The following is a 20434-nucleotide window of genomic DNA, read 5'->3' as shown; positions in this document are numbered from 1 at the left end:
TGACGATAACCCAAGTGTTCGCCGCCGTGGCGACGGCCGAAGCGCCGCGTCAGGGCGGCATCGGGGCGGCATCAGAGCCGCATCACGGCCGCATTTTCTGGCGTTCGCTTTCGTAGGTGTCGTAGCTCGTGGTCTGCAGGCAGCGTTGCCGCTCCTGCACATCCGCCAGGAACCGGCATTGGTTCTGGTGCGAACCCTGGACGGCGTAATACGCGTCCTTCCAGGTGCATGCAGTGGTGAATGCCAGGGCCGCGAGGCCCATGGACAGCGATATCGAATGGCGGAAACGCACGAGATGTCCTTCAGCTTGGGAAACCACGCGACGGCCGTCGCGTGGCGCTGCTTTGGGCGGACCAAAGCAGCGCGGTCAGTCCCCGCCGGCCGGCATGGGTTCCGCGGTCGCGTCAGCCTATCGAGGCGAAATACTTCGCTGGCGGTTTGCCCACCGCTTTCTTGAACATGGTGATGAAGGCGGTGACCGACTCGTAGCCCAGTTCTTCGGCTACGCGCTGGACGGATAGGCCGGCCGCCAGTTCCCGCATCGCGACGATCAGGTGCAGCTGCTGGCGCCAGCGGCCGAAAGTCATGCCGGTTTCCTGGCGCGCCAGCCTTGCCAGCGATCGCTCGCTCATGGCGACCAGGTGGGCCCATTCCGCCAGGGTGCGGCGGTCCGCGGGGTTGTCGGCCAGCATCGTGGCGATGCGCCGCATGCGGGGTTCGTCGGAGATCGGCAGGTGCAGGCGTTCCACCGGCATGACCGCCAGTTCTTCCAGCAGCAGGGCAGCCTTGCGGCCGGTGCGGCTTTCAGCCGGATAGTCCGGCGGCTGGTCCGCCATGTCCAGGATCAAGGCGCGCACCAGCGGGGAAATCGCCAGCGTGCAGCATTCGCCAGGCAGCGGGGCCGCGCCGGGTTGGACGTACAGGTAGCAGATACGCGCGTTCGGGGTGGCGCGGATGCTGTGCGGCATCATCCCGGGCACCCATACCGCATAGCGTGGTGGCACCATCCAGACGGCGCCGGCGACTTCGCAGGTCACGCCGCCTTCCATCGTCAGGATCAGTTGGCCCTGGCGGTGGTGGTGGACCGGGATTTCGCTGCCGTGATCCGCGGCTTCCAGCCGCATCCCGGCGACCGGGCCGGCGCCATCCAGGCAGAAGTTGATCAGCAGGTCGTCCAGGAGCATGTTGAGGTTGTCAGGTTTTAGAGATTTATTGGCATAGTAGCTAAATTCCTAGTAAGGGTTTACGCGTATGGTTGCGGTCTGGTTCCATTTCCTTTTTATTGCTATCCCATGTCTACAGAAACGGTACGCCTTCCCGTCGCAAGGCCGCTTTTGCTGCTCACAGGCCTGCTGCTGATCGCCTGCGTGCTGCGCGCGCCGGTGACCGGCGTCGCGCCCATGCTGGACATGATCCAGGCCACTTACGGATTGACGCGCGCCCAGGCCGGCCTGCTCACGACCTTGCCGTTGGTGGCGTTCGGGGTGATCTCGCCCTTCGCCGCGTCGTTCGCACGCGCCCAAGGCATGGAACGGGCGTTGTTTGGCGCGCTGCTGGTCATCGTGGGCGGCGTGATCGTGCGCTGGTGCGGCCCTTTGTGGGCGCTGTATGGCGGCACGGCGATCATCGGCGTCGGTATCGCGGTGGCCAACGTGCTGCTGCCCAGCCTGGTCAAGCGCGATTTTCCTGCCCACGTGCCTGTCGTGACGGGCATTTGCGCGCTGATGATGGGCGGCGTCGCCGCGGGGGCGTCGGCATCGGCGGTGCCTCTGAGCCACGCCTATGGCTGGCAGTCCGCGCTGGGCATGGTGATCGTCCTGCCGCTCATCACGCTGGCCATCTGGAGCACGCAGCTGGGTGCGCATACCGCACCCGCGCGCGGGACCGCGGCCGTTCCGCATGGCGGACGCGTGTGGCGCTCGCCCATCGCCTGGCAGGTCACGCTGTACATGGGCATCAACTCGCTGCTGTATTACATTCTGGTGGCCTGGCTGCCCAGCATGTTGAACGAGCACGGCTACAGCGAGGCGCAGGCCGGGTCTATGCATGGCCTGATGCAGCTGGCCTGCGCGCTGCCCGGCCTGGTGTTGGGGGCGCTGGTGGCCCGCATGCATAACCAGAAGGCGATTGCGGTGGCGGCGGCGCTGGCCATGGGCGTCGCCCTGCTCGGCTTCATCTACGCGCCGGGCTGGTCCACGGTCTGGGCCATCCTATTCGGCGCGGGTTCCGGCTGCGCGATCATCCTGTCATTGATGTTCATGAGCCTGCGCGTCGTCCATGCACACCAGGCGGCCTCGCTGTCCGGCATGGCGCAAGGCGTGGGTTACCTGCTGGCGGCGACCGGTCCGACGCTGGCCGGGCGCGCGCACGACGTGGCGGGCAGCTGGGATGCGGTGATGGCGGGCGGTGTCGTGCTGGCCATCGTGATGGCGGTGTTCGGCGGGCTGGCGGGCCGGGCGCGGCAGATGCCCGCGGGCTAGGTGGCTGCCGGCCAGGCCAAAGGCAACCGCTGAAAGCGGCGGGCTTGGCCCCACGGCAGCGCGCGGGCCGGCAAGGCCGCCGGCGCCGCGCCCGCCCTAAGTGGCAAGCTCAGTTCGCGCCGGCGGTCTGCGCGCGCCGGGGCAGCTTCCAGTTGGGACGCACGAAATGGCAGGTGTAGCCATTGGGAATGCGCTCCAGATAGTCCTGGTGTTCCGGCTCGGCTTCCCAGAACGGCCCGGCTTCCGCGACTTCGGTGACCACCTTGCCCGGCCACAGGCCGGACGCATCGACGTCGGCGATGGTGTCCTCGGCCTCGCGTTTCTGTTCAGGACTGGTGTAGTAGATCGCGGACCGGTAGCTGGTGCCGACGTCGTTGCCCTGGCGATTGCGCGTGGTGGGGTCGTGGATCTGGAAGAAGAATTCCAGCAGCTGCCGATAGCTGGTCCTGGCCGGGTCGAAAATGATTTCGATGGCTTCGGCATGCGTGCCGTGATTGCGGTAGGTGGCGTTGGGGACATCGCCGCCCGTATAGCCCACGCGGGTGGAGAGTACGCCATCGAAGCGGCGTATGAGGTCCTGCATTCCCCAGAAGCAACCCCCGGCGAGTACAGCGCGTTCCTGGTTCATCAGATGTCCTCCACTTGATCGAGATAGGCGCCGTAGCCTTCCGCTTCCATCCGGTCGCGGGGAATGAAACGCAGCGCCGCCGAATTGATGCAATAACGCAGGCCACCGCGATCGCGCGGGCCGTCGGGAAATACGTGGCCCAGGTGGCTGTCGCCATGGGTGGAACGGACTTCCGTACGGATCATGCCGTGCGAGCTGTCGCGCAGTTCATTGATATTGGTCGGTTCGATGGGCTTGGTGAAACTGGGCCAGCCGCAACCCGATTCATACTTGTCGGATGACGCGAACAGCGGTTCACCGGACACGATATCCACATAGATGCCCGGTTCCTTGTTGTCCAGGTATTCACCGGTGCCCGGGCGCTCGGTGGCGCTTTCCTGGGTGACCCGATACTGCTCGGGCGTGAGCCGCGCGATGGCGTCCGGATCCTTGATGTAGCTGGGCATTGTGCGCTCCTTGGACAGGGAAGTACGACTAAATGGGGGAATCCGGCCGCGTTTCAACCCCTGCCACGCTCGGATGCCCAGGGCGAGTATAAGTTCCGCCGCGGCGGCCACAGGTCATATCCCAACGGCTGATGCGGGGGCTCCGGGATGGACGATAGGGGGGACTGCGTTATACCCTTCCAACGCCGGCCGTCGGGCCGCATGCCCGGCCCGCTCGCGGGGAGCCGGTCATCATCCTGACATCGCCGCGGCCGACCATGTGCGGCCCGGCTCGGGCCGCGCAACCGTGTTCCAGGCGCCGTGCGATCCACGCGCGCACTGGACTGTCTTCCCACTTATGCAGAGGGCTTCAATGAGCACGATCAAGACCAAGGACGGTACCGAGATCTTCTACAAGGATTGGGGGACAGGACAGCCCATCGTTTTCCATCATGGCTGGCCATTGAGCGCCGATGATTGGGACGCGCAGATGCTGTTCTTCCTGCATAAAGGCTACCGCGTGATCGCTCATGACCGTCGCGGCCATGGTCGTTCCTCGCAAACCGCGACGGGCCACGAAATGGACACCTACGCCGCCGACGTCGCCGAACTGGCGGCGGCGCTGGACCTGCGCGACGCCATACACGTGGGGCATTCGACCGGCGGCGGGGAAGTCGCGCGTTACGTGGCGCGGCATGGCAAGGGCCGCGTGGCGAAGGCGGTGCTGATCGGCGCGGTGCCGCCCGTCATGGTGAAGAGCGACAAGAACCCCGGCGGCTTGCCGCTGGAAGTCTTCGACGGCTTCCGCGAGGCGCTCGCGGCGAACCGCGCGCAGTTTTTCCTGGAGGTGCCCACCGGGCCGTTCTACGGCTTCAACCGCAGCGGCGCGAAGGTATCCGAAGGCGCGATCAGGAACTGGTGGCGACAGGGCATGATGGGCGCGGCCAATGCGCACTACGACTGCATCAAGGCGTTCTCGGAAACCGACTTCACCGAGGACCTGAAGCAGATCGACGTGCCGGTTCTGATCATGCATGGCGATGACGACCAGATCGTTCCCATCGCAGATTCGGCGCTGCTGAGCGCCAAGCTGGTGAAGCACGGCACGCTCAAGGTCTACAAGGGCTATCCGCACGGCATGTGCACCACGCACGCCGATGTCATCAACGCCGACCTGCTGGCCTTTATCCAGGAATAGCGGGCGTCATCGGGCGCGGCGCCGGGCTTTGCCGGGTGGCGCCGCCACCTGGGGCCGCCGGAAACAGTCGGCGGCGTGGTCGTTGACGATGCCTACGGCCTGCATCCATGCATAGACGATGGTCGGGCCGACGAACTTGAAGCCGCGGCGCTTCAGCTCCTTCGATATGGTTTCCGACAGGGGCGAGGACGCCACCCATGACTTGCCGTCGTTCTGTATCGGCGCGCCGCCGGTGAAGGACCAGCAGAAGTCGGCGAAGTTTTCTCCGTTGCGCTGCATGTCCAGGTAGATGCGCGCGCCGGCTATCGTGGCCAGTATCTTGGCGCGGGCGCGGATGATGCCCGGGTTGGCCATGAGCCGCTCCACGTCGTCGTCACCATAGCGCGCGACGATGGCGGGATCGAAGTTGTCGAACGCGTCCCGGAAAGCATCCCGCTTGCGCAGGACTGTGATCCAGGACAAACCGGCCTGGAAGCCTTCCAGCATCAGCATTTCCCACAGCATCCGGCTGTCGTGCTGCGGGACGCCCCATTCCTGGTCATGGTAGTCGCGCATCAGGGCATCGTTGTCGGCCCAGCCGCAGCGGTGGGGATGGGGCGTCGTCATGGCGGGCAAGTCCGGTTCGGTGAACCGGCGCATTGTAGCGGCAGGGCGGCCTACGCCGTCGCCGCCGCGCGCGGACGCGGCCTGCCGCTGTCGGCCCCGTTGATCAGGAGTTGGCCGAGCTGCGAGACGTCGGTCGTCGTCAGCTGGGACAGGATGTCGGTGACGACGTCCGTACTGGCCGACGCCGACATCGCGGCCATCGCGGCCATCGCCCTGTCAGGCGCGGTTTGCGCCGGTGCCGGGGGGCGCGGCGACGTCGGTGGAGCCGCCACGTAGGCGGGTTGATGGCCGGAGCCGATGGACGGGATGCTCACGATGAACTCCTGGGGTCGAAGGAGTCGCGTGAGTACGAGCGCCACGACGGCGGTTCCTGTCCGCGCGCACCGACCCTGAGCTCAACAGGGATTTCCCTAATATTTACTGCAGCGCAAAATATACTGGCCGCCTCGACTTTTCCTACGATCGCGGTGCCGTGGATCCTGCTGGTTCGCTCGCGCCGGCCGTCTCATGACTGCTCCCACTACCAATGCACAACTCGGCCGGGCGGGCCTTTACCTGCTGCTGGCTGGCCAACTGCTGCCCATGATCGATTTCTCCATCGTGAACGTCGCGCTGGACGCGATGGCGCGCTCGCTGCACGCCAGCGAAATGGAGCTGGAGTTGATCGTCGCCGTCTATGGCGTGGCTTTCGCCGTATGCCTGGCGATGGGCGGACGCCTGGGCGACAACTATGGTCGCAGGCGCGTGTTCTGGTGGGGCGTGATGCTGTTTACCGTGGCATCGCTGCTGTGCGGCCTGGCAGGCCAGGTCTGGGTGCTGCTGGCGGCGCGCGTGCTGCAAGGGGTGGCTGCCGCGCTGGCGGTGCCGCAGATCCTGGCCACCATACATGTGAGCTTGCGCGGGCAGGAACATTCGCGCGCGCTGGGGTTGTACGGCGCGGTCGGCGGACTGGCCTTCGTCGTCGGGCAGGTGCTGGGTGGGCTGCTGGTGTCGCTGGACGTGGGCGGCCTGGGCTGGCGCAGCGTGTTCCTGATCAATCTGCCTATCGGCCTGGTCGTGATGGCCTGTGCGCGGCGGCTGCTGCCTGAAACGCGATCGTCGCACCCCGCGCGCATCGACTGGCCCGGGACCTGGCTGCTGGCCATCGTCATCCTCTGCCTGCTGATTCCCGTAGCCCTGGGGCCGGTGCTGCATTGGCCTTGGGAATACCGCGCGATGCTGGGCGCGGTGCCTTTCCTGCTGTATGCGCTGTGGAAGGTGGAGTTGCGGCAGGAACGCCGCAAGGCCTTCCCGCTGCTGCCGCCATCGCTGCTGCGCCTGTCCAGCATACGTTTCGGCCTGTGCATCGCGGTCCTGTTCTTCTCCAGCTGGAGCGGCTTCATGTTCGCGATGGCGCTGACGCTGCAGGCGGGCGCGGGGATGTCGCCGCTGGCCTCGGGCAATACCTTCATCGCGATGGGGACCGCCTATTTCGTCGGTTCCCTCATGACCAACAGGGCGGTCGTGCGCTTCGACAAGGCGCCGGTGCTGGTGATCGGCTGCCTGATCCAGATGGCGGGCGTGCTGGCGTTGCTGTTTACATTCCGTTCGGTGTGGCCGGAGCCCACGGTGCTCAACCTGATGGCCGCGACGATCCCGATCGGCTTTGGCCAGGCTTTCATTGTCGGGTGCTTTTTCCGCATAGGCCTGTCGGAGGTGCCGCCGGAGCACGCCGGATCGGGCAGCGCGACGCTGTCCACGGTGCAGCAGAGCGCGCTGGGCCTGGGCCCGGCGATTTCCGGTTCGGTGCTGACGCATTTCCTGAACGCGCCCGGCGGGAACTACCTGGAAGGGGCGTCGGGCGTGCTCACCATGGAGTTCGTCGTGGTCGGCCTGCTGGTGCTGTGCACCGTGGCATACGAATGGCGGCGCCGTGCGCGGCTGGCCGCGCTGGCGACCTCTGCATAACACGGCGCCGATACCGTAGAGCAGAGGGGCGGAGCAGGGCGGCACGGTCCCCGCCATCGGCCATAATGCGAACCTCGCAAAGACTGGCATCCTGGAGGGGACCATGTACAAACAATTGATTGCCGGCGCAACGCTGGCGGCGGCCGCCCTGGCCGCGCACGCCGATTATCCCGATCACGCCATCCGCATGATCGTGCCGTTTCCGCCCGGGCAGGCGACCGACATTTTCGCGCGCGCGCTGGCGGAAAAGCTGGGCGCGGAGCTGAAGCAGCCCATCATCGTCGACAACCGGGCGGGCGCGGGCAGCAACATCGGCATGGCCCAGGCGGCGCGTTCGCCCGCCGACGGCTATACCCTGGTCATTGCCGGCAGCGCCGCGGCGGTCAACCAGACCTTGTACAAAAAGCTGGACTACAGCCTGGCGAACGATTTCGCGCCGGTGACTGGCGTGTTTTCCGTGCCCTTGATGTTCCTGTCCAATCCGCAATCGGGCATCAAGACCTTGCGGCAACTGGTGGAGCGCGCCAAGGCCAAGCCAGGCGAGCTGGCCTACGCCAGCGCCGGCATCGGCGGCACCCAGCACCTGTCGGCCGAAATGTTCAAATCCGCGGCGAACATCGACATACGCCATATTCCGTACAAGGGCAGCGGGCCCGCGCAGGCGGATTTCCTGGGCAACCAGGTGCCGCTGATGGTGGATTCCGTGACGGCCGGGCTGCCGCATGTGCAAAGCGGCAAGGCGATCGCGCTGGCGGTGACGACCGCCAGGCGCCTGCCTCAGCTGCCCGACGTGCCGACCGTCGCGGAATCCGGCTATCCCGGATTCGAGGCCATAGGCTGGGCGGCGGTGCTGGTGCCCAAGGATACGCCGGCGCCCATCGTGGATTTCCTCAGCCAGCGCATCGGCGCCATCCTGAATTCACCCGCCATGCAAAGCTATCTGCGCGAACGCGGCGCCGAACCCATGGCCATGACGCCGGCCCAGACGGGCGCGTTCGTCAAGGGCGAGATCGCCAAATGGGGCGCGGCGGTGAAGTCCTCGGGCGCCGAAGTGGATTGATGTCCCGCGCGCTTGCGGCGGCGTCGATGTTTCTGTACAAAAGCGGAAAGCTATACGAAAGCTAGAGCCTGGGTACAGGCCATCACGCAGCAATATCGCCGGGAGACGCGATGCAGCTGGTGCTGGAAGGGATTCAACGGCAAGCGGGATCACAAGTCCTGCTTTATCCGATGAACCTGGCTCCGAAACCCGGAGCCATGACTGTCCTGCTAGGGGTTACCCAGGCGGGCAAAACCTCGCTGATGCGCATCATGGCCGGCCTGGACCGGCCTACGCAGGGTGCCGTCCGCGTGGACGGCGTCGACGTCACCCGGGTATCCGTGCGCGAGCGCAACGTCGCCATGGTGTACCAGCAGTTCATCAACTATCCGTCGATGAACGTCCACGACAATATCGCTTCGCCCTTGAGACTGCGCCGCGCCCAGGGGGTGGACGAGCGCGTGCGGGCCATGGCGGCTCGCCTGCACATCGATCATCTGCTGGATCGTTATCCGGCCGAGCTTTCCGGCGGCCAGCAGCAACGCGTCGCGTTGGCGCGCGCCCTGGTCAAGGACGCCCCGCTGGTCCTGCTGGACGAGCCCCTGGTCAACCTGGACTACAAGCTGCGCGAAGAACTGCGCGATGAACTCACCGAGCTGTTCCAGGAAGGCCGCGCCACGGTGGTCTACGCGACCACCGACCCCGCGGAAGCCTTGCTGCTGGGGGGCCATACCGCCGTGCTGGACGCGGGCGAACTGCTGCAGTACGGCCCGACCGCCGAGGTCTTTCACCGGCCCCGTTCCATACGCGTGGCGCGCGTATTCAGCGATCCGCCCATGAACCTGCTGCGCGCGCGGCGCGATAGCCGAGGTTTCGTGCTGGAAGACGGCACGCGCGTCCCCAGGGACCTGCCGGCGGGCGTCGATGCCGCGGGCGAGATCACGGCCGGCTTGCGCGCCGGCGCGCTGCACCTCCAGGAAAGGCCTGGCTGCGTGTCCGTGCAAGGCACCGTCAGGCTGGCCGAGATATCCGGCTCGGATACCTTCGTGCATACCCGTACCGTGGCGGGAGACCTGGTCGCCCAACTGACGGGTGTGCATCGCTTCGGACTGGAGCAGTCGATACGCCTGTATTTCGATCCGGCGCAGACCTACGCCTTCGATGCCGCCGGCGCGCTGCTGGCGGCGCCCGCCTATGGTGGCGCCACGGCGGCCGCGCCGGCGGGAGCGCGCTGATGGCGAGCATCGAGCTGGATCTCTCGCACGCCTATGTGCCACACCCGCGGCGGGACGAGGACTATGCGCTGCTGCCCTTGCAATACACCTTTCGCGACGGTGGCGCCTACGCCTTGCTGGGACCGTCCGGCTGCGGCAAGACCACCTTGCTGAACTGCATATCCGGCCTGCTGCGCCCGTCCGCGGGCAGCGTCCGCTTCGATGGCCGCGACGTGACGGACCAGACTCCGCAGCAGCGCAACATCGCCCAGGTATTCCAGTTCCCGGTCGTGTACGACACCATGACGGTGGCGCAGAACCTGGCCTTTCCCCTGCGCAATCGTGGGGTGCCCGAGTCCCGCGTGCGCGATCGGGTGGGGCGGATCGCCGAGATGCTGGAGCTTTCCGCCGTGCTGGACCGGCGCGCGAGCGGGCTGGCGGCCGATGCGAAGCAGAAGATATCGCTGGGGCGCGGGCTGGTGCGCAGCGACGTGTCGGCCATCCTGTTCGACGAGCCGCTGACGGTCATCGACCCCCACCTGAAATGGGAGCTGCGCCGCAAGCTCAAGGAGATCCACCAGGAATTCAAGTTGACGCTGGTCTACGTCACGCACGACCAGACCGAGGCGCTGACCTTCGCCGACCAGGTGATGGTGATGTCGCGCGGCAAAGTGATGCAGGTCGGCACGGCCGACGATCTTTTCCTGCGCCCGGCCCATGCCTTCGTCGGTCACTTCATCGGTTCGCCGGGCATGAATTTCCTGCCGGCATGCCTGGAAGCGGGCCGCGTGCGGGTGGGTACGCGTACGCTGGGCGAGCCCCCCGAGGAGCTGGCCGGCATGCTGCCCGCGTCGGGCGCGTTCACGCTGGGCATAAGGCCGGAGTTCGTACGCCCCTGCGCGCCGGATACCCCGGGCGCCTTGCCGGTATCGGTGACCCGCTTGCAGGACATCGGCACCTATCTGCTGCTGACCGGCGCATTCGAAGGCCATGCCCTGCGCGCGCGCCTGCCGCTGGACGGCGGCCACGCCGCGCCGATGGCGGGCGGCGGCGCGCTGGATGGATACGGCCTGCCCGCGGCCGGGGGGACCGCGTGGCTGTCGATACTGAACCCGTACAGCCGTGCTTATCCGGCGGAGGAGCAGACGCGATGAAACCGGTCAACCATAAGGCCTGGCTGCTGGTGTTGCCGGTGGTGGTGTGCGTGGCCTTTTCCGCCATCCTGCCCTTGATGACCATCGTCAACTATTCGGTGCAGGACATCATTGCGCCGGACCGGCGCGTGTTCGTCGGCACCGAATGGTTCGCCTCGGTGTTGCAGGATCCGGAGCTGCACAAGGCCTTGTGGCGCCAGATCGGCTTTTCGCTGGCCGTGCTGGCGGTGGAGATTCCGCTGGGGATACTGCTGGCCCTGTGCATGCCGGCGCGTGGCTGGCAGGCGTCCGCCGTGCTGGTCATCGTGGCGCTGTCGCTGCTGATCCCCTGGAACGTGGTCGGCACGATATGGCAGGTGTTCGGCCGCACGGATATCGGGCTGCTGGGCGCCACCTTGTCATGGCTGGGCGTGGACTACAACTACACCGGCGACGACGTGGACGCCTGGATCACGGTGCTGGTCATGGACGTCTGGCACTGGACCCCGCTGGTCGCGCTGCTGTGCTATGCCGGCCTGCGCGCCATACCGCCGGCCTACTACCAGGCCGCGCGCATCGACGGCGCCTCGCGCATGGCGGTGTTCCGCTACATCGAGCTGCCCAAGATGCGCGGCGTGCTGATGATCGCAGTGTTGCTGCGCTTCATGGACAGCTTCATGATCTACACCGAACCTTTCGTCCTGACGGGCGGCGGGCCGGGCAACGCCACGACCTTCCTGTCGCAATACCTGACGCAGAAGGCGGTGGGGCAATTCGACCTGGGGCCGGCGGCGGCGTTTTCCATCGTTTACTTCCTGATCATCCTGCTGCTGTGCTTCGTCCTGTACAACTGGATCCAGCGGGCCGGCACGTCCGGCGCCTTGGACGAGGAGAGCGACCATGCGTGAACAGCCCATCGTCTGGCGCAGCGTCTTCCTGATCCTGTACCTGCTGTTCGCCATCCTGCCGCTGTACTGGATGCTGAACATGTCGTTCAAGGACAATACCGAAATCGTCGGGGCGCTGACGCTATGGCCGCGCGAATTCACCCTGCGGCACTACCAGACCATCTTCACCGATCCGGCCTGGTACTCGGGCTACATCAATTCGCTCATCTACGTCGCGATCAATACGGCGATCTCGCTGGCGGTGGCGCTGCCGGCCGCCTACGCGTTCTCGCGCTACAGCTTCATCGGCGACAAGCATGTGTTCTTCTGGCTGCTGACGAACCGGATGACGCCGCCAGCGGTATTCCTGCTGCCCTTCTTCCAGCTGTATACGTCGCTGGGATTGATGGACACGCACATCGCCGTGGCGCTGGCGCATCTGGTGTTCAACGTGCCGCTGGCGGTCTGGATACTGGAAGGCTTCATGTCCGGCGTGCCGCGCGAGATCGACGAAACCGCCTACGTGGACGGCTATTCCTTTCCCAGGTTCTTCCTGACGATTTTCCTGCCGCTGATCAAGGCCGGGGTGGGGGTGACCGCGTTCTTCTGCTTCATGTTCAGCTGGGTCGAACTGCTGTTGGCGCGCACGCTGACCTCGGTCAACGCCAAGCCCATCGTCGCCACCATGACCCGCACCGTATCCGCCGCCGGCATGGACTGGGGCGTGCTGGCCGCGGCCGGCGTGCTGACCATCGTGCCCGGCGGCATCGTGATCTGGTTCGTGCGCCGCTATATCGCGAAGGGCTTCGCGATGGGCCGGGTGTAGGAGTACGCCATGTTCGACTGGATGGTATGGACCACGCCCGTCGCCGTGTTCTTCGGCTGCGTCGTGCTGATGCTGGCGGGCATGACCGTGTGGGAGCTGCGCTCGCCGACGCGTCTGCGCAAGGGCTTCCTGCCGATCGCGACGACGCGCGGCGATCGCCTGTTCATCGGACTGATGTGCGCGGCCTGGGTGAACCTGGCCTTCGTCGGCCTGGGCGAACGCTTCACCGCATGGTTTTCGCTGGACGAGCCGCCGTCGGTGTGGATCAGCTTCGTCATTTCCATGCTGGTACTGGCGCTGGTGTTGCGCAAGGGATAAGCGGTACCCCCGTTTCAAGGACCACGGCCATCGCCTTTCCCGGCCGCGTCCGCAGCACAACAGGGAAGGGCCTATCGAGGAGACAGCTCATGAAATTGCGCATGCATGCCGTGGCAGCCGCCATCGCCCTGATCGGGGCGCCCGCCGCCTGGGCCGGCGAACCGGAGGCGCGGAAGTGGATAGACTCGGAGTTCCAGCCCTCGACGCTGTCCAAGGACCAGCAGATGGCGGAGATGAAATGGTTCATCGATGCGGCGGCCAAGCTGAAGGCCAAGGGCGTCAACGAAGTGAACGTGGTGTCGGAAACCATCACCACCCACGAATACGAGTCCAAGACGCTGGCGCGCGCGTTCGCGGAGATCACCGGGATCAAGGTCAACCACGACATCATCCAGGAAGGTGACGTGGTGGAGAAGCTGCAGACTTCCATGCAGTCGGGCAAGTCGATCTACGACGGCTGGATTTCCGATTCCGACCTGATCGGTACGCACTACCGCTATGGCGCCATCCTGCCGCTGACGGATTACATGAACGGCGCCGGCAAGGAGTACACCAATCCCGGCCTGGACCTGAAGGATTTCATCGGCACGCGCTTCACCACCGCGCCGGATGGCAAGCTGTACCAGCTGCCCGACCAGCAGTTCGCCAACCTGTACTGGTTCCGCGCGGACTGGTTCGCCCGCAAGGACCTGCAGGACAAGTTCAAGGCCAAGTACGGTTACGACCTGGGCGTGCCCACCAATTGGTCGGCCTATGAAGACATCGCGGATTTCTTCACCAACGACGTCAAGGACCTGGACGGCAAGCGCGTCTATGGCCATATGGACTACGGAAAGAAGGACCCGTCGCTGGGCTGGCGCTTTACCGATGCCTGGCTGTCGATGGCCGGGACGGCGGACAAGGGCCTGCCCAATGGCATGCCGGTGGATGAATGGGGCATACGCGTGGCGGATGACAAGTGCACGCCGGTGGGCGCGTCGGTGGAGCGTGGCGGCGCCGCCAACAGTCCCGCCGCGGTATATGCCCTGACCAAGTACGTGGACTGGATGAAGAAATATGCGCCGCAGCAGGCGATGGGCATGACGTTTTCCGAATCCGGACCGGTGCCCGCGCAGGGCCAGGTCGCGCAACAGATCTTCTGGTACACGGCGTTCACGGCGGACATGACCAAGAAGGGACTGCCCGTGGTGAATGCCGACGGCACGCCGAAATGGCGGATGGCGCCTTCGCCCTACGGTCCGTACTGGAAGGAGGGCATGCAGAATGGCTACCAGGACGTGGGTTCATGGACTTTCTTCAAGTCCACCGATCCCAACCGCATGGCGGCCGCCTGGCTGTACGCGCAGTTCGTCACGTCCAAGAGCGTGTCGCTGAAGAAGTCCATTACCGGCCTGACCTTCATCCGCGACAGCGATATCCATAGCGACTTCTTTACCAGGAACGCCGACAACTACGGCGGCCTGATCGAGTTCTACCGCAGCCCCGCGCGGGTCGCCTGGACGCCGACCGGCACCAATGTACCCGACTACCCCAAGCTGGCGCAGCTGTGGTGGAACAACATTGCCACCGCCGTAACGGGCGAAAAGACGCCGCAGCAGGCCATGGACAGCCTGGCCAGCGAGATAGACCAGGTCATGGCGCGGCTGCAGCGCGCCGGCATGGCGCAGTGCGCGCCCAAGCTGAATCCGCGCAGCGACCCGTCCAAGTGGCTGTCGGACGAGCACGCGCCGTGGAAGAAGCTGGCCAACGAAAAGCCCAAGGGCGAAACCATCGCCTATGACAAGCTGCTGCAGGCCTGGAAGGAAGGCAAGGTGCGTTAGCCCGAAGCGATGGCGGCGCCGGCCATGGTCCGGCCCGCTATCCTTGCCCCCATCCTGCATCCCGATCATGCGTCCCCGCCCGGGATCCGGGGATTGCGTCCGGGGCTGGATCCCGGCCCGCATCCCGCGGTCCGTGCGAGCTCAACGTCCTGGCGCAGCCGCCGGACCGCCGAGCTGTTGCACGGCGGTGGCTATCCACTGCAATTGCACGCCTTTGCGCGTGTCATAGTCGGCGTTCGTGTAGCCCCACCAATCCCAGCAGCCCCCGTAGTTGCCGGTGAAGGTTTGCGTTTGTGGATACAGTATGGCAACGCGGAAGGTCGCGGCCCAGCGATCGAAGCCGGATACCTTGGCGAAAAGATCCTTGATGGCGGTGTAGTTCTGGTTGCACCCATGCAGCGCCACCACCAGCCCGCACGCTTGATCGTTCCCGCAGACTGCCGGCGTGTACAGGTAGGCCCAGTTTTCCATATAGGCGTTTTGCGGCAAGTTCGAGAACGTTACCTGCTGCAGCGTTCCCGGACCGAAAGATCTGACTTTGCCCGCATCGATTTCGGGATACAGGTGATCCAGTATGGCCTTGGCGGCGTCGAAGCCGCAGTGTCCCAGATAGGGCGGGACCGATGTCTTGCAATCGTCCGGCGAGGTCGGCGGGCCGCCGCCGGCCGGCGCGCTGGGTGGCGCCAGCGCGGTGGGGAAGGTGTGCCCGAAAGGCCGGTCCTTGTCGTCCGTGATGGACAACCCGGTCAGCCCCGCCTGCTGTTTCAGTTCGGTGTAGTACGCCACGGCCGACTCGGCGACCGCCGGCAGGACGACTGTGTCGTAGGTCCCGTGCAGCATGTACACGATGCCGTTCTTCAGTTTGTCCAGCGGACCGTTGCTGCCGTCCTGCGATCGCTTCAGCGTCGTCGCGACGAAGCGGCCGATATCGGCGGACGAGGGCGCATCCTGTGCCATACAACGTTGGATCATGGTATTCATGCTGTCTTCGGCGCATTGGTACGGCCCGCCGGCAAGCACGCCGGCACGCGCGAAGAGGTCCGGATAAGCGATCTGCGCCTGCACGGCCATGTACGCGCCGGACGAGATGCCCGCCACGGCGATGCGGGTGGCATCGATGTTCAGCGGCGTAACGGCAACAGCGCGGGTGGCGGCACCGGCCGGTTGCGCGGCGCCCTGGCCCAGGGAAACAGCGGGTTGCGCCAGCATGATGCCGGCCGCAAGAATCGATATGCCTTGCCGAACGATATTCATCGGACGCTCCTGTGACGATCCGGATTGCGGATAGTCTATGCGTCCTTGCTTCTTCGTCAGGGCGTATTCATACGCCGATACAGTAAGTTTCGCTGGCCGGGGCGGCGGGCACTAGCGATGTTCCGTACGGTGCACCTGGAAGTGCTTCAGCCTGTCCCAGTCCCAGTCTATGCCCAGGCCGGGTTCGGCGGAAGGAATGGCGCGGCCCCGTTCCACGCGCATGCCGGTGGCGGTGACCATGTCGAGCTGCGGAATGTACTCCAGCCAGCGGCTGTTGGGCACCGCGCAGCACAGCGCCACATGGATTTCCATCAGGAAGTGCGGGCATACCGGGACGTTGTACGCTTCTGCCATGTGCGCGACCTTGAGCCACGGCGTGATGCCGCCGATGCGGCCGACGTCGACCTGGACGATGGTGCACGCGCCGGCCTGCAGGTAATCCTTGAACTGCGACACGCTGTAGAGCGATTCACCGACGGCGATGGGCACCGTGGTGGACGCGCACAGGCGGCGGTGCGCGTCGACGTCGTCGGCATGGATGGGTTCTTCGAACCAGGCGATGTCCAGGGCCTCGAAACAGTGTGCGCGGCGTATGGCCTCGCTCAGGTTGAAGCCCTGGTTGGCGTCGGTCATGACGTCCCAGCCGGGCCCGACGGCGTCGCGCACCGCCGACAGGCGTTGCATGTCTTCCGCCACGTGCGGACGGCCGACCTTGATCTTGGTGCCGCCAAAGCCGGCTTCCTGGGCGCGCAAGGCTTCGTCGACCAGTTGCGCTTCGTCCAGGTGCAGCCAGCCGCCTTCGGTGTAGTACATCTCGATGCCATCCTTGGCGCCGCCGGCGAGCCTGTGCAGGGGCAGGGCGGCGCGGCGCGCGCGCAGGTCCCACAGGGCGGTGTCGATAGCGGCCAGGGCGATGGACGTGAGGGCGCCCACCGTGGTGGCGTGCACGCGGAAAAACAGATCGCGCCATAGCATTTCGATGTCGTCCGCGTCGCGGCCGATCAACAGCGGGGCCAGGTGGTCGTCCAGCAGACGCGCTACCGACGAGCCGCCGGTGCCGATGGTGTAGCTGTAGCCCGTGCCCACCATGCCGTCGGCATCGCGGATGCGGACCATGGGCGTTTCCTGGCATTCGAAACTCTGGACGGCGTCCGTGCGTTTGACCTTGGGTTGCAGATTGACGAGCAATATCTCGACGGCAACGATGGCGGCCATGCGTGCTCCTGTTGTAGGCCCCGATGGGAGCGCCTAGCCACTGGCGCGGACCGGCGCGGGGCTTCATGCCGGGCAATACGTCTGTGATATATTTTTTTGCGCAGGCGACCGGGTGCTGCCCGATTCTGTCGTGGCGCTTCAAGCACGGTAAATCAGGGATTACCCGGCCGCGCGCAGCTTCATAGGCCCGTCCATCGCCACGGACGGCTGAACCGTAGAAACGCTACAGAGGCAATGACATGTCCATCGCGGCCATCGTCGGTGCGGGTCTGGTGGGGCAAGGCTGGGCGATCGTGTTCGCGCGCGCGGGCTGGCAGGTCCGGCTGCACGACGTGGACGCCGATCGATTGCCGGAGGCGCGCGACCTGATCGAGCGGCAGCTGCACGCCTTGCAGGCGCACGGCCTGCTGCAGGATGCCGCCGGCATTGCCCGGCGCGTGGAAACCGCGGTGACGCTGGAAGCCGCCCTGGCCGGGGCGGCATACGTGCAGGAGAACTCTCCCGAGCGAGTCGACGCGAAACGCATGCTGTTCGCCCGCATGGATGCGCTGACCGGCCCCGATACGATATTGGCCAGCTCGACGTCCAGCATCCCCGCCAGCCTGTTCACCGGCGACCTGGTGCATCGCGAACGCTGCCTGGTGGCGCATCCCGTCAATCCCCCTTATCTGGTTCCGGTGGTGGAGATCAGTGGCGCTCCCTGGACGTCCGCGCAGGCGATCGCACGCACGCGGGAGATCCTGAATGCCGTCGGGCAGCGGCCCGTGGTGGTGCGCAAGGAAATCGAAGGCTTCATCCTGAACCGCTTGCAGGGCGCCTTGCTGCAGGAGGCCATGCGGCTGGTGCGCGATGGGGTCGCCAGCGTGGAAGATATCGACACCACCGTGAAAGACGGCCTGGGGCTGCGTTGGGCCTTCATGGGGCCGCTGGAAACCATAGACCTGAATGCGCCCGAGGGCATCGCCGATTATTGCGCGCGCTACGGCGCGATGTACGCCTCCATCGGCGCGTCGCAGGCCGAAGCGCCGGCCTGGGATGCCGCGCTGCTGGAAACGCTGTCGCGCGAGCGGCGCGCGGCGCTGCCGGCGGACGAACTGGCATCGCGCCGCTTCTGGCGCGACGAACAACTGATGCGCTTGATGCGCCACAAGCAGCGGAGCGGAGACGACGAGGGCTAGCGCAAGGCAAAGGCGATCATTACCTGTGCGGTGACGGCCGCACGCTCAGCGCAGCGCGCGATCGTCGATATTGAGCCTTTCAGAGAAAAAATCCAGGAAGGTGCGGATCTTCTGCGGCATGCCTTTGCGGCTCAGCACCATGGCGGTGGCGTGCATGGACGGGCTTTCCCAGTTTTCCAGCACGCGCCGCAGGCGGCCGGCGCGCAGGTCGTTGCCGCACATCAGATTGGGCAGCATGCACATGCCGACATGGCCGATGGCCATTTCGCGCGCGATCGAAATGTTGTTGACCACCACCTTGCCATGGATGGTGGCGAAACGATGGGTGGCCTGGTTGCGCAGCGTCCAGATGCCATCCACGCGCTGTTGCGCGGTGATGATGCAGTCGTGGCGGTGCAGGTCGTCCACCGCCAGGGGCACGCCGCGGCGCGCCAGATACTCCGGGCTGGCGTAGACGCCGCGCGTCAGCGTGGCCAGCCGCCGGTAGATCAGGTCCGTATCCTTGATCGGGCCGAGCTGTATCGTCAGGTCGTAGGGTTCTTCGCGCAGGTCGACGGTGCGGCTGTTGACGTCCACTTCCAGTTCGATTTCCGGGTAGGCCTGCACGAACTCGGCCAGCGCCCGGCCTATCCAGGACATGCCGAAGTCGATCGGGATGCTGACGCGCAGCACGCCGCGCATCTCGGTTTGCAGCGTGGCCGATTCGTTGCGCGCCTGTTCGACTTCATCGACCACGCGGCGGCAATGCTCGTAGAAGCGCGCGCCTATTTCGGTGGTCGTCAGCTTGCGTGGCCCTTTCTTCAGCAGGGCCGTTCCCATATCCCTTTCCAGGTCGCTGAGTTTGCGGCTGATCGACGATTTGGGCAGGCCCAGTTCGGCGGCCGCGCGCGAGATGCTTTGCGCGTTCACCACTTCGTAGAAAAGCCGTAGCGAGTTGAGATCGAGCCTTTCTGCCATGACACCGCGATGGGGTTGTGGAGCCAAATGGAGCAAGCCGTACGGCCGACTCGCTATGCGGATAAAGCTGCCGACCGGAAGCGGCAAGCGGATGAGACCACAAAATGCCGCAGCGCAGCGTTCCAGCACTGGAACGCCCGTCCCGATTCCGTAGCTATTCTGAACGGCGCGCCTATCCTACCATTCACTCACTCACCGGACGCCGGCGGCCGCGCCAGCGATCACGGGAGGCAAAAATATAACGGAGACTAGGCATGAACGGACGCGCACTATCGCGCCGGGCGCTGCTGCGGACCGCGTCGGCTTTGGCGCCGGCGGCCATCCTCGGGATGGGGTCCTGGATCAGTCGACCCGCACGCGCCCAGACGCCCCTGAAATGGGCCAACCTGACGCCGGGATTCACGACGCTGCTCACCGACTACATAACGGCGAAGCAGCTCGCCAAGGCGAATGGCCTGGCCCTGGGGAAGCCCACCTCGTATACCTCGGTCAGCACCTACTACAACGATTTCGTCGCCGGCAATTACGACGTCTGCATCGGGAGCTGGGATACCTTCGCATCCCGCTACCTGGCTGGCGTGCCGTTGCAGTACGTCTGCTCGGTCACCACGGGCAACATGATCAATATCGTGACCCGCGAGCAGGCGGTGCGCACGCTGCGGGACCTTCAGGGAAAGACACTGGCCGCGCCGCAGTCGACGGGCACGTACAGGATGATGCGCGCCATCATGCAGGAGATCGACGGCATCGACCTGGAGAAGGTTGCCACTGTCCAGAACGTCGACAACCCCGCGGCATCCGTCACCCTGGTCATGGCCAATCGCGCCGACGCCGGCCTGACCTGGGAGCCGAATGTGTCGATGGGCCTGCAGCGCGTGCCCGACATGCGGGTGCTGTATAGCGCCGGCGTGGCCTTCCGCCAGAAGCTGAACCTGGACCTGCCTTATTTCGGCGTGGCGGTGCGCAAGGATGCGATCGCGCGCGATCCCGGGTTGGTGGAACGGTTGAACCGGACCTTCCAGCAAAGCATCGAAGGAATCATGGCGCACACGGACGAGGCAGTGAAGATCGCGGGCGCCAATTCGGGCACCTCGCCCGAGGTGCTGAAGACCGCCATCGAGTCCCGGCGGATGGAGTTCAAGCACGCTTCCATGCAAACGGAAGCGGGACGCCGGTCCATCCTGGTGGCGAACGAATTCCTGCAGCGCAGCGGCGCCTTGCCCAGGATCGTCGACGGGGGGTTCTTCGCGTCATGAATCCAGCCGACATCCCCGCCGTACGGAGCGCGAAACCCGTGTCCCGCCATGCG

The 20434-nt window shown here is 65.6% G+C and carries 21 protein-coding genes; 12 read left to right on the top strand and 9 right to left on the bottom strand.

Translation table 11 applies throughout. The features are described from left to right. Positions 1 to 82 precede the first annotated feature (82 nt). Together CAL12_RS16400 and CAL12_RS16395 are read right to left on the bottom strand one after the other, a co-directional pair. Positions 83 to 292, bottom strand: a complete 210-nt coding sequence (locus tag CAL12_RS16400; RefSeq protein ID WP_086065616.1) for a hypothetical protein — start codon at positions 290 to 292, stop codon at positions 83 to 85. A gap of 112 nt (positions 293 to 404) precedes the next feature. Then, a complete protein-coding gene (locus CAL12_RS16395; protein WP_086065615.1) occupies positions 405 to 1184 on the bottom strand; it encodes an AraC family transcriptional regulator in 780 nt (259 codons plus the stop codon). 108 nt (positions 1185 to 1292) lie between these two features. Between CAL12_RS16395 and CAL12_RS16390 the strand changes: the two genes are divergently transcribed. Then, entirely contained in the window at positions 1293 to 2480 is a 1188-nt protein-coding gene (locus CAL12_RS16390; protein WP_086065614.1) for an MFS transporter, read from the top strand. A 109-nt stretch (positions 2481 to 2589) separates the two neighbouring features. Here CAL12_RS16390 and msrA read toward each other — a convergent pair whose 3' ends face one another. Together msrA and msrB are read right to left on the bottom strand one after the other, a co-directional pair. Further along, positions 2590 to 3108, bottom strand: coding sequence for a peptide-methionine (S)-S-oxide reductase MsrA (msrA, locus tag CAL12_RS16385; RefSeq protein WP_086065613.1), 519 nt, complete (start codon positions 3106 to 3108; stop codon positions 2590 to 2592). Continuing rightward, on the bottom strand, positions 3108 to 3554 hold the full coding sequence (gene msrB / locus CAL12_RS16380; RefSeq protein ID WP_086065612.1) for a peptide-methionine (R)-S-oxide reductase MsrB: 447 nt from the start codon (positions 3552 to 3554) through the stop codon (positions 3108 to 3110). The genes msrA and msrB overlap by 1 nt, the downstream gene beginning before the upstream one ends. 352 nt (positions 3555 to 3906) lie before the next feature. Here msrB and CAL12_RS16375 point away from each other — a divergent pair, with 352 nt between their 5' ends. Then, positions 3907 to 4731, top strand: coding sequence for an alpha/beta fold hydrolase (locus CAL12_RS16375; RefSeq protein ID WP_086065611.1), 825 nt, complete (start codon positions 3907 to 3909; stop codon positions 4729 to 4731). Positions 4732 to 4737: 6 nt separating this feature from the next. Here CAL12_RS16375 and CAL12_RS16370 read toward each other — a convergent pair whose 3' ends face one another. Further along, positions 4738 to 5337: a DNA-3-methyladenine glycosylase I gene (locus CAL12_RS16370; protein ID WP_086067933.1), complete on the bottom strand. Its 600-nt coding sequence runs from the start codon at positions 5335 to 5337 to the stop codon at positions 4738 to 4740. Positions 5338 to 5387: 50 nt separating this feature from the next. Continuing rightward, the gene (locus CAL12_RS28105; RefSeq protein WP_157793015.1) at positions 5388 to 5651 is read right to left on the bottom strand and encodes a hypothetical protein; all 264 of its coding nucleotides are present in this window, start codon (positions 5649 to 5651) and stop codon (positions 5388 to 5390) included. A 193-nt stretch (positions 5652 to 5844) separates the two neighbouring features. Between CAL12_RS28105 and CAL12_RS16365 the strand changes: the two genes are divergently transcribed. From CAL12_RS16365 to CAL12_RS16330, 8 genes are all read left to right on the top strand, one after another. Next, the gene (locus tag CAL12_RS16365; RefSeq protein ID WP_086065610.1) at positions 5845 to 7284 is read left to right on the top strand and encodes an MFS transporter; all 1440 of its coding nucleotides are present in this window, start codon (positions 5845 to 5847) and stop codon (positions 7282 to 7284) included. Positions 7285 to 7387: 103 nt separating this feature from the next. After that, positions 7388 to 8344 (top strand): Bug family tripartite tricarboxylate transporter substrate binding protein, encoded by a 957-nt coding sequence (locus CAL12_RS16360; RefSeq protein ID WP_086065609.1) that lies wholly within the window; start codon positions 7388 to 7390, stop codon positions 8342 to 8344. 110 nt (positions 8345 to 8454) lie between these two features. Further along, positions 8455 to 9558 (top strand): ABC transporter ATP-binding protein, encoded by a 1104-nt coding sequence (locus tag CAL12_RS16355; protein ID WP_086065608.1) that lies wholly within the window; start codon positions 8455 to 8457, stop codon positions 9556 to 9558. After that, positions 9558 to 10691 carry an ABC transporter ATP-binding protein gene (locus tag CAL12_RS16350; protein ID WP_086065607.1) on the top strand — a complete coding sequence of 378 codons (1134 nt, stop codon included), beginning with the start codon at positions 9558 to 9560 and terminating at the stop codon, positions 10689 to 10691. Before CAL12_RS16355 ends, CAL12_RS16350 begins: the two co-directional genes overlap by 1 nt. Then, a complete protein-coding gene (locus CAL12_RS16345; RefSeq protein WP_086065606.1) occupies positions 10688 to 11578 on the top strand; it encodes a carbohydrate ABC transporter permease in 891 nt (296 codons plus the stop codon). The genes CAL12_RS16350 and CAL12_RS16345 overlap by 4 nt, the downstream gene beginning before the upstream one ends. Further along, on the top strand, positions 11571 to 12383 hold the full coding sequence (locus CAL12_RS16340; protein WP_086065605.1) for a carbohydrate ABC transporter permease: 813 nt from the start codon (positions 11571 to 11573) through the stop codon (positions 12381 to 12383). Before CAL12_RS16345 ends, CAL12_RS16340 begins: the two co-directional genes overlap by 8 nt. A 9-nt stretch (positions 12384 to 12392) precedes the next feature. After that, positions 12393 to 12701, top strand: a complete 309-nt coding sequence (locus tag CAL12_RS16335) for a DUF2160 domain-containing protein (protein WP_086065604.1) — start codon at positions 12393 to 12395, stop codon at positions 12699 to 12701. Positions 12702 to 12790: 89 nt separating this feature from the next. Further along, positions 12791 to 14521 carry an ABC transporter substrate-binding protein gene (locus CAL12_RS16330; RefSeq protein WP_086065603.1) on the top strand — a complete coding sequence of 577 codons (1731 nt, stop codon included), beginning with the start codon at positions 12791 to 12793 and terminating at the stop codon, positions 14519 to 14521. 141 nt (positions 14522 to 14662) lie between these two features. Here CAL12_RS16330 and CAL12_RS16325 read toward each other — a convergent pair whose 3' ends face one another. Continuing rightward, complete coding sequence (locus CAL12_RS16325) at positions 14663 to 15775, bottom strand: PHB depolymerase family esterase (RefSeq protein WP_086065602.1); 1113 nt, start codon at positions 15773 to 15775, stop codon at positions 14663 to 14665. Between the two features lie 111 nt (positions 15776 to 15886). Then, complete coding sequence (locus CAL12_RS16320; protein ID WP_086065601.1) at positions 15887 to 16990, bottom strand: mandelate racemase/muconate lactonizing enzyme family protein; 1104 nt, start codon at positions 16988 to 16990, stop codon at positions 15887 to 15889. Positions 16991 to 17229: 239 nt separating this feature from the next. On the opposite strand from CAL12_RS16320, the gene CAL12_RS16315 reads away from it, so the two are divergent. Beyond that, on the top strand, positions 17230 to 18168 hold the full coding sequence (locus CAL12_RS16315; RefSeq protein WP_086065600.1) for a 3-hydroxyacyl-CoA dehydrogenase: 939 nt from the start codon (positions 17230 to 17232) through the stop codon (positions 18166 to 18168). Positions 18169 to 18213: 45 nt separating this feature from the next. Here CAL12_RS16315 and CAL12_RS16310 read toward each other — a convergent pair whose 3' ends face one another. Further along, the gene (locus CAL12_RS16310; RefSeq protein ID WP_086065599.1) at positions 18214 to 19125 is read right to left on the bottom strand and encodes a LysR family transcriptional regulator; all 912 of its coding nucleotides are present in this window, start codon (positions 19123 to 19125) and stop codon (positions 18214 to 18216) included. A 254-nt stretch (positions 19126 to 19379) separates the two neighbouring features. Between CAL12_RS16310 and CAL12_RS16305 the strand changes: the two genes are divergently transcribed. After that, positions 19380 to 20381 carry an ABC transporter substrate-binding protein gene (locus CAL12_RS16305; RefSeq protein WP_086065598.1) on the top strand — a complete coding sequence of 334 codons (1002 nt, stop codon included), beginning with the start codon at positions 19380 to 19382 and terminating at the stop codon, positions 20379 to 20381. Positions 20382 to 20434 lie beyond the last annotated feature (53 nt).

The sequence above is a fragment of the Bordetella genomosp. 8 genome, assembly GCF_002119685.1.
Lineage (GTDB): Bacteria > Pseudomonadota > Gammaproteobacteria > Burkholderiales > Burkholderiaceae_B > Bordetella_C.
This window is presented reverse-complemented; position numbering and strand designations above follow the sequence as displayed.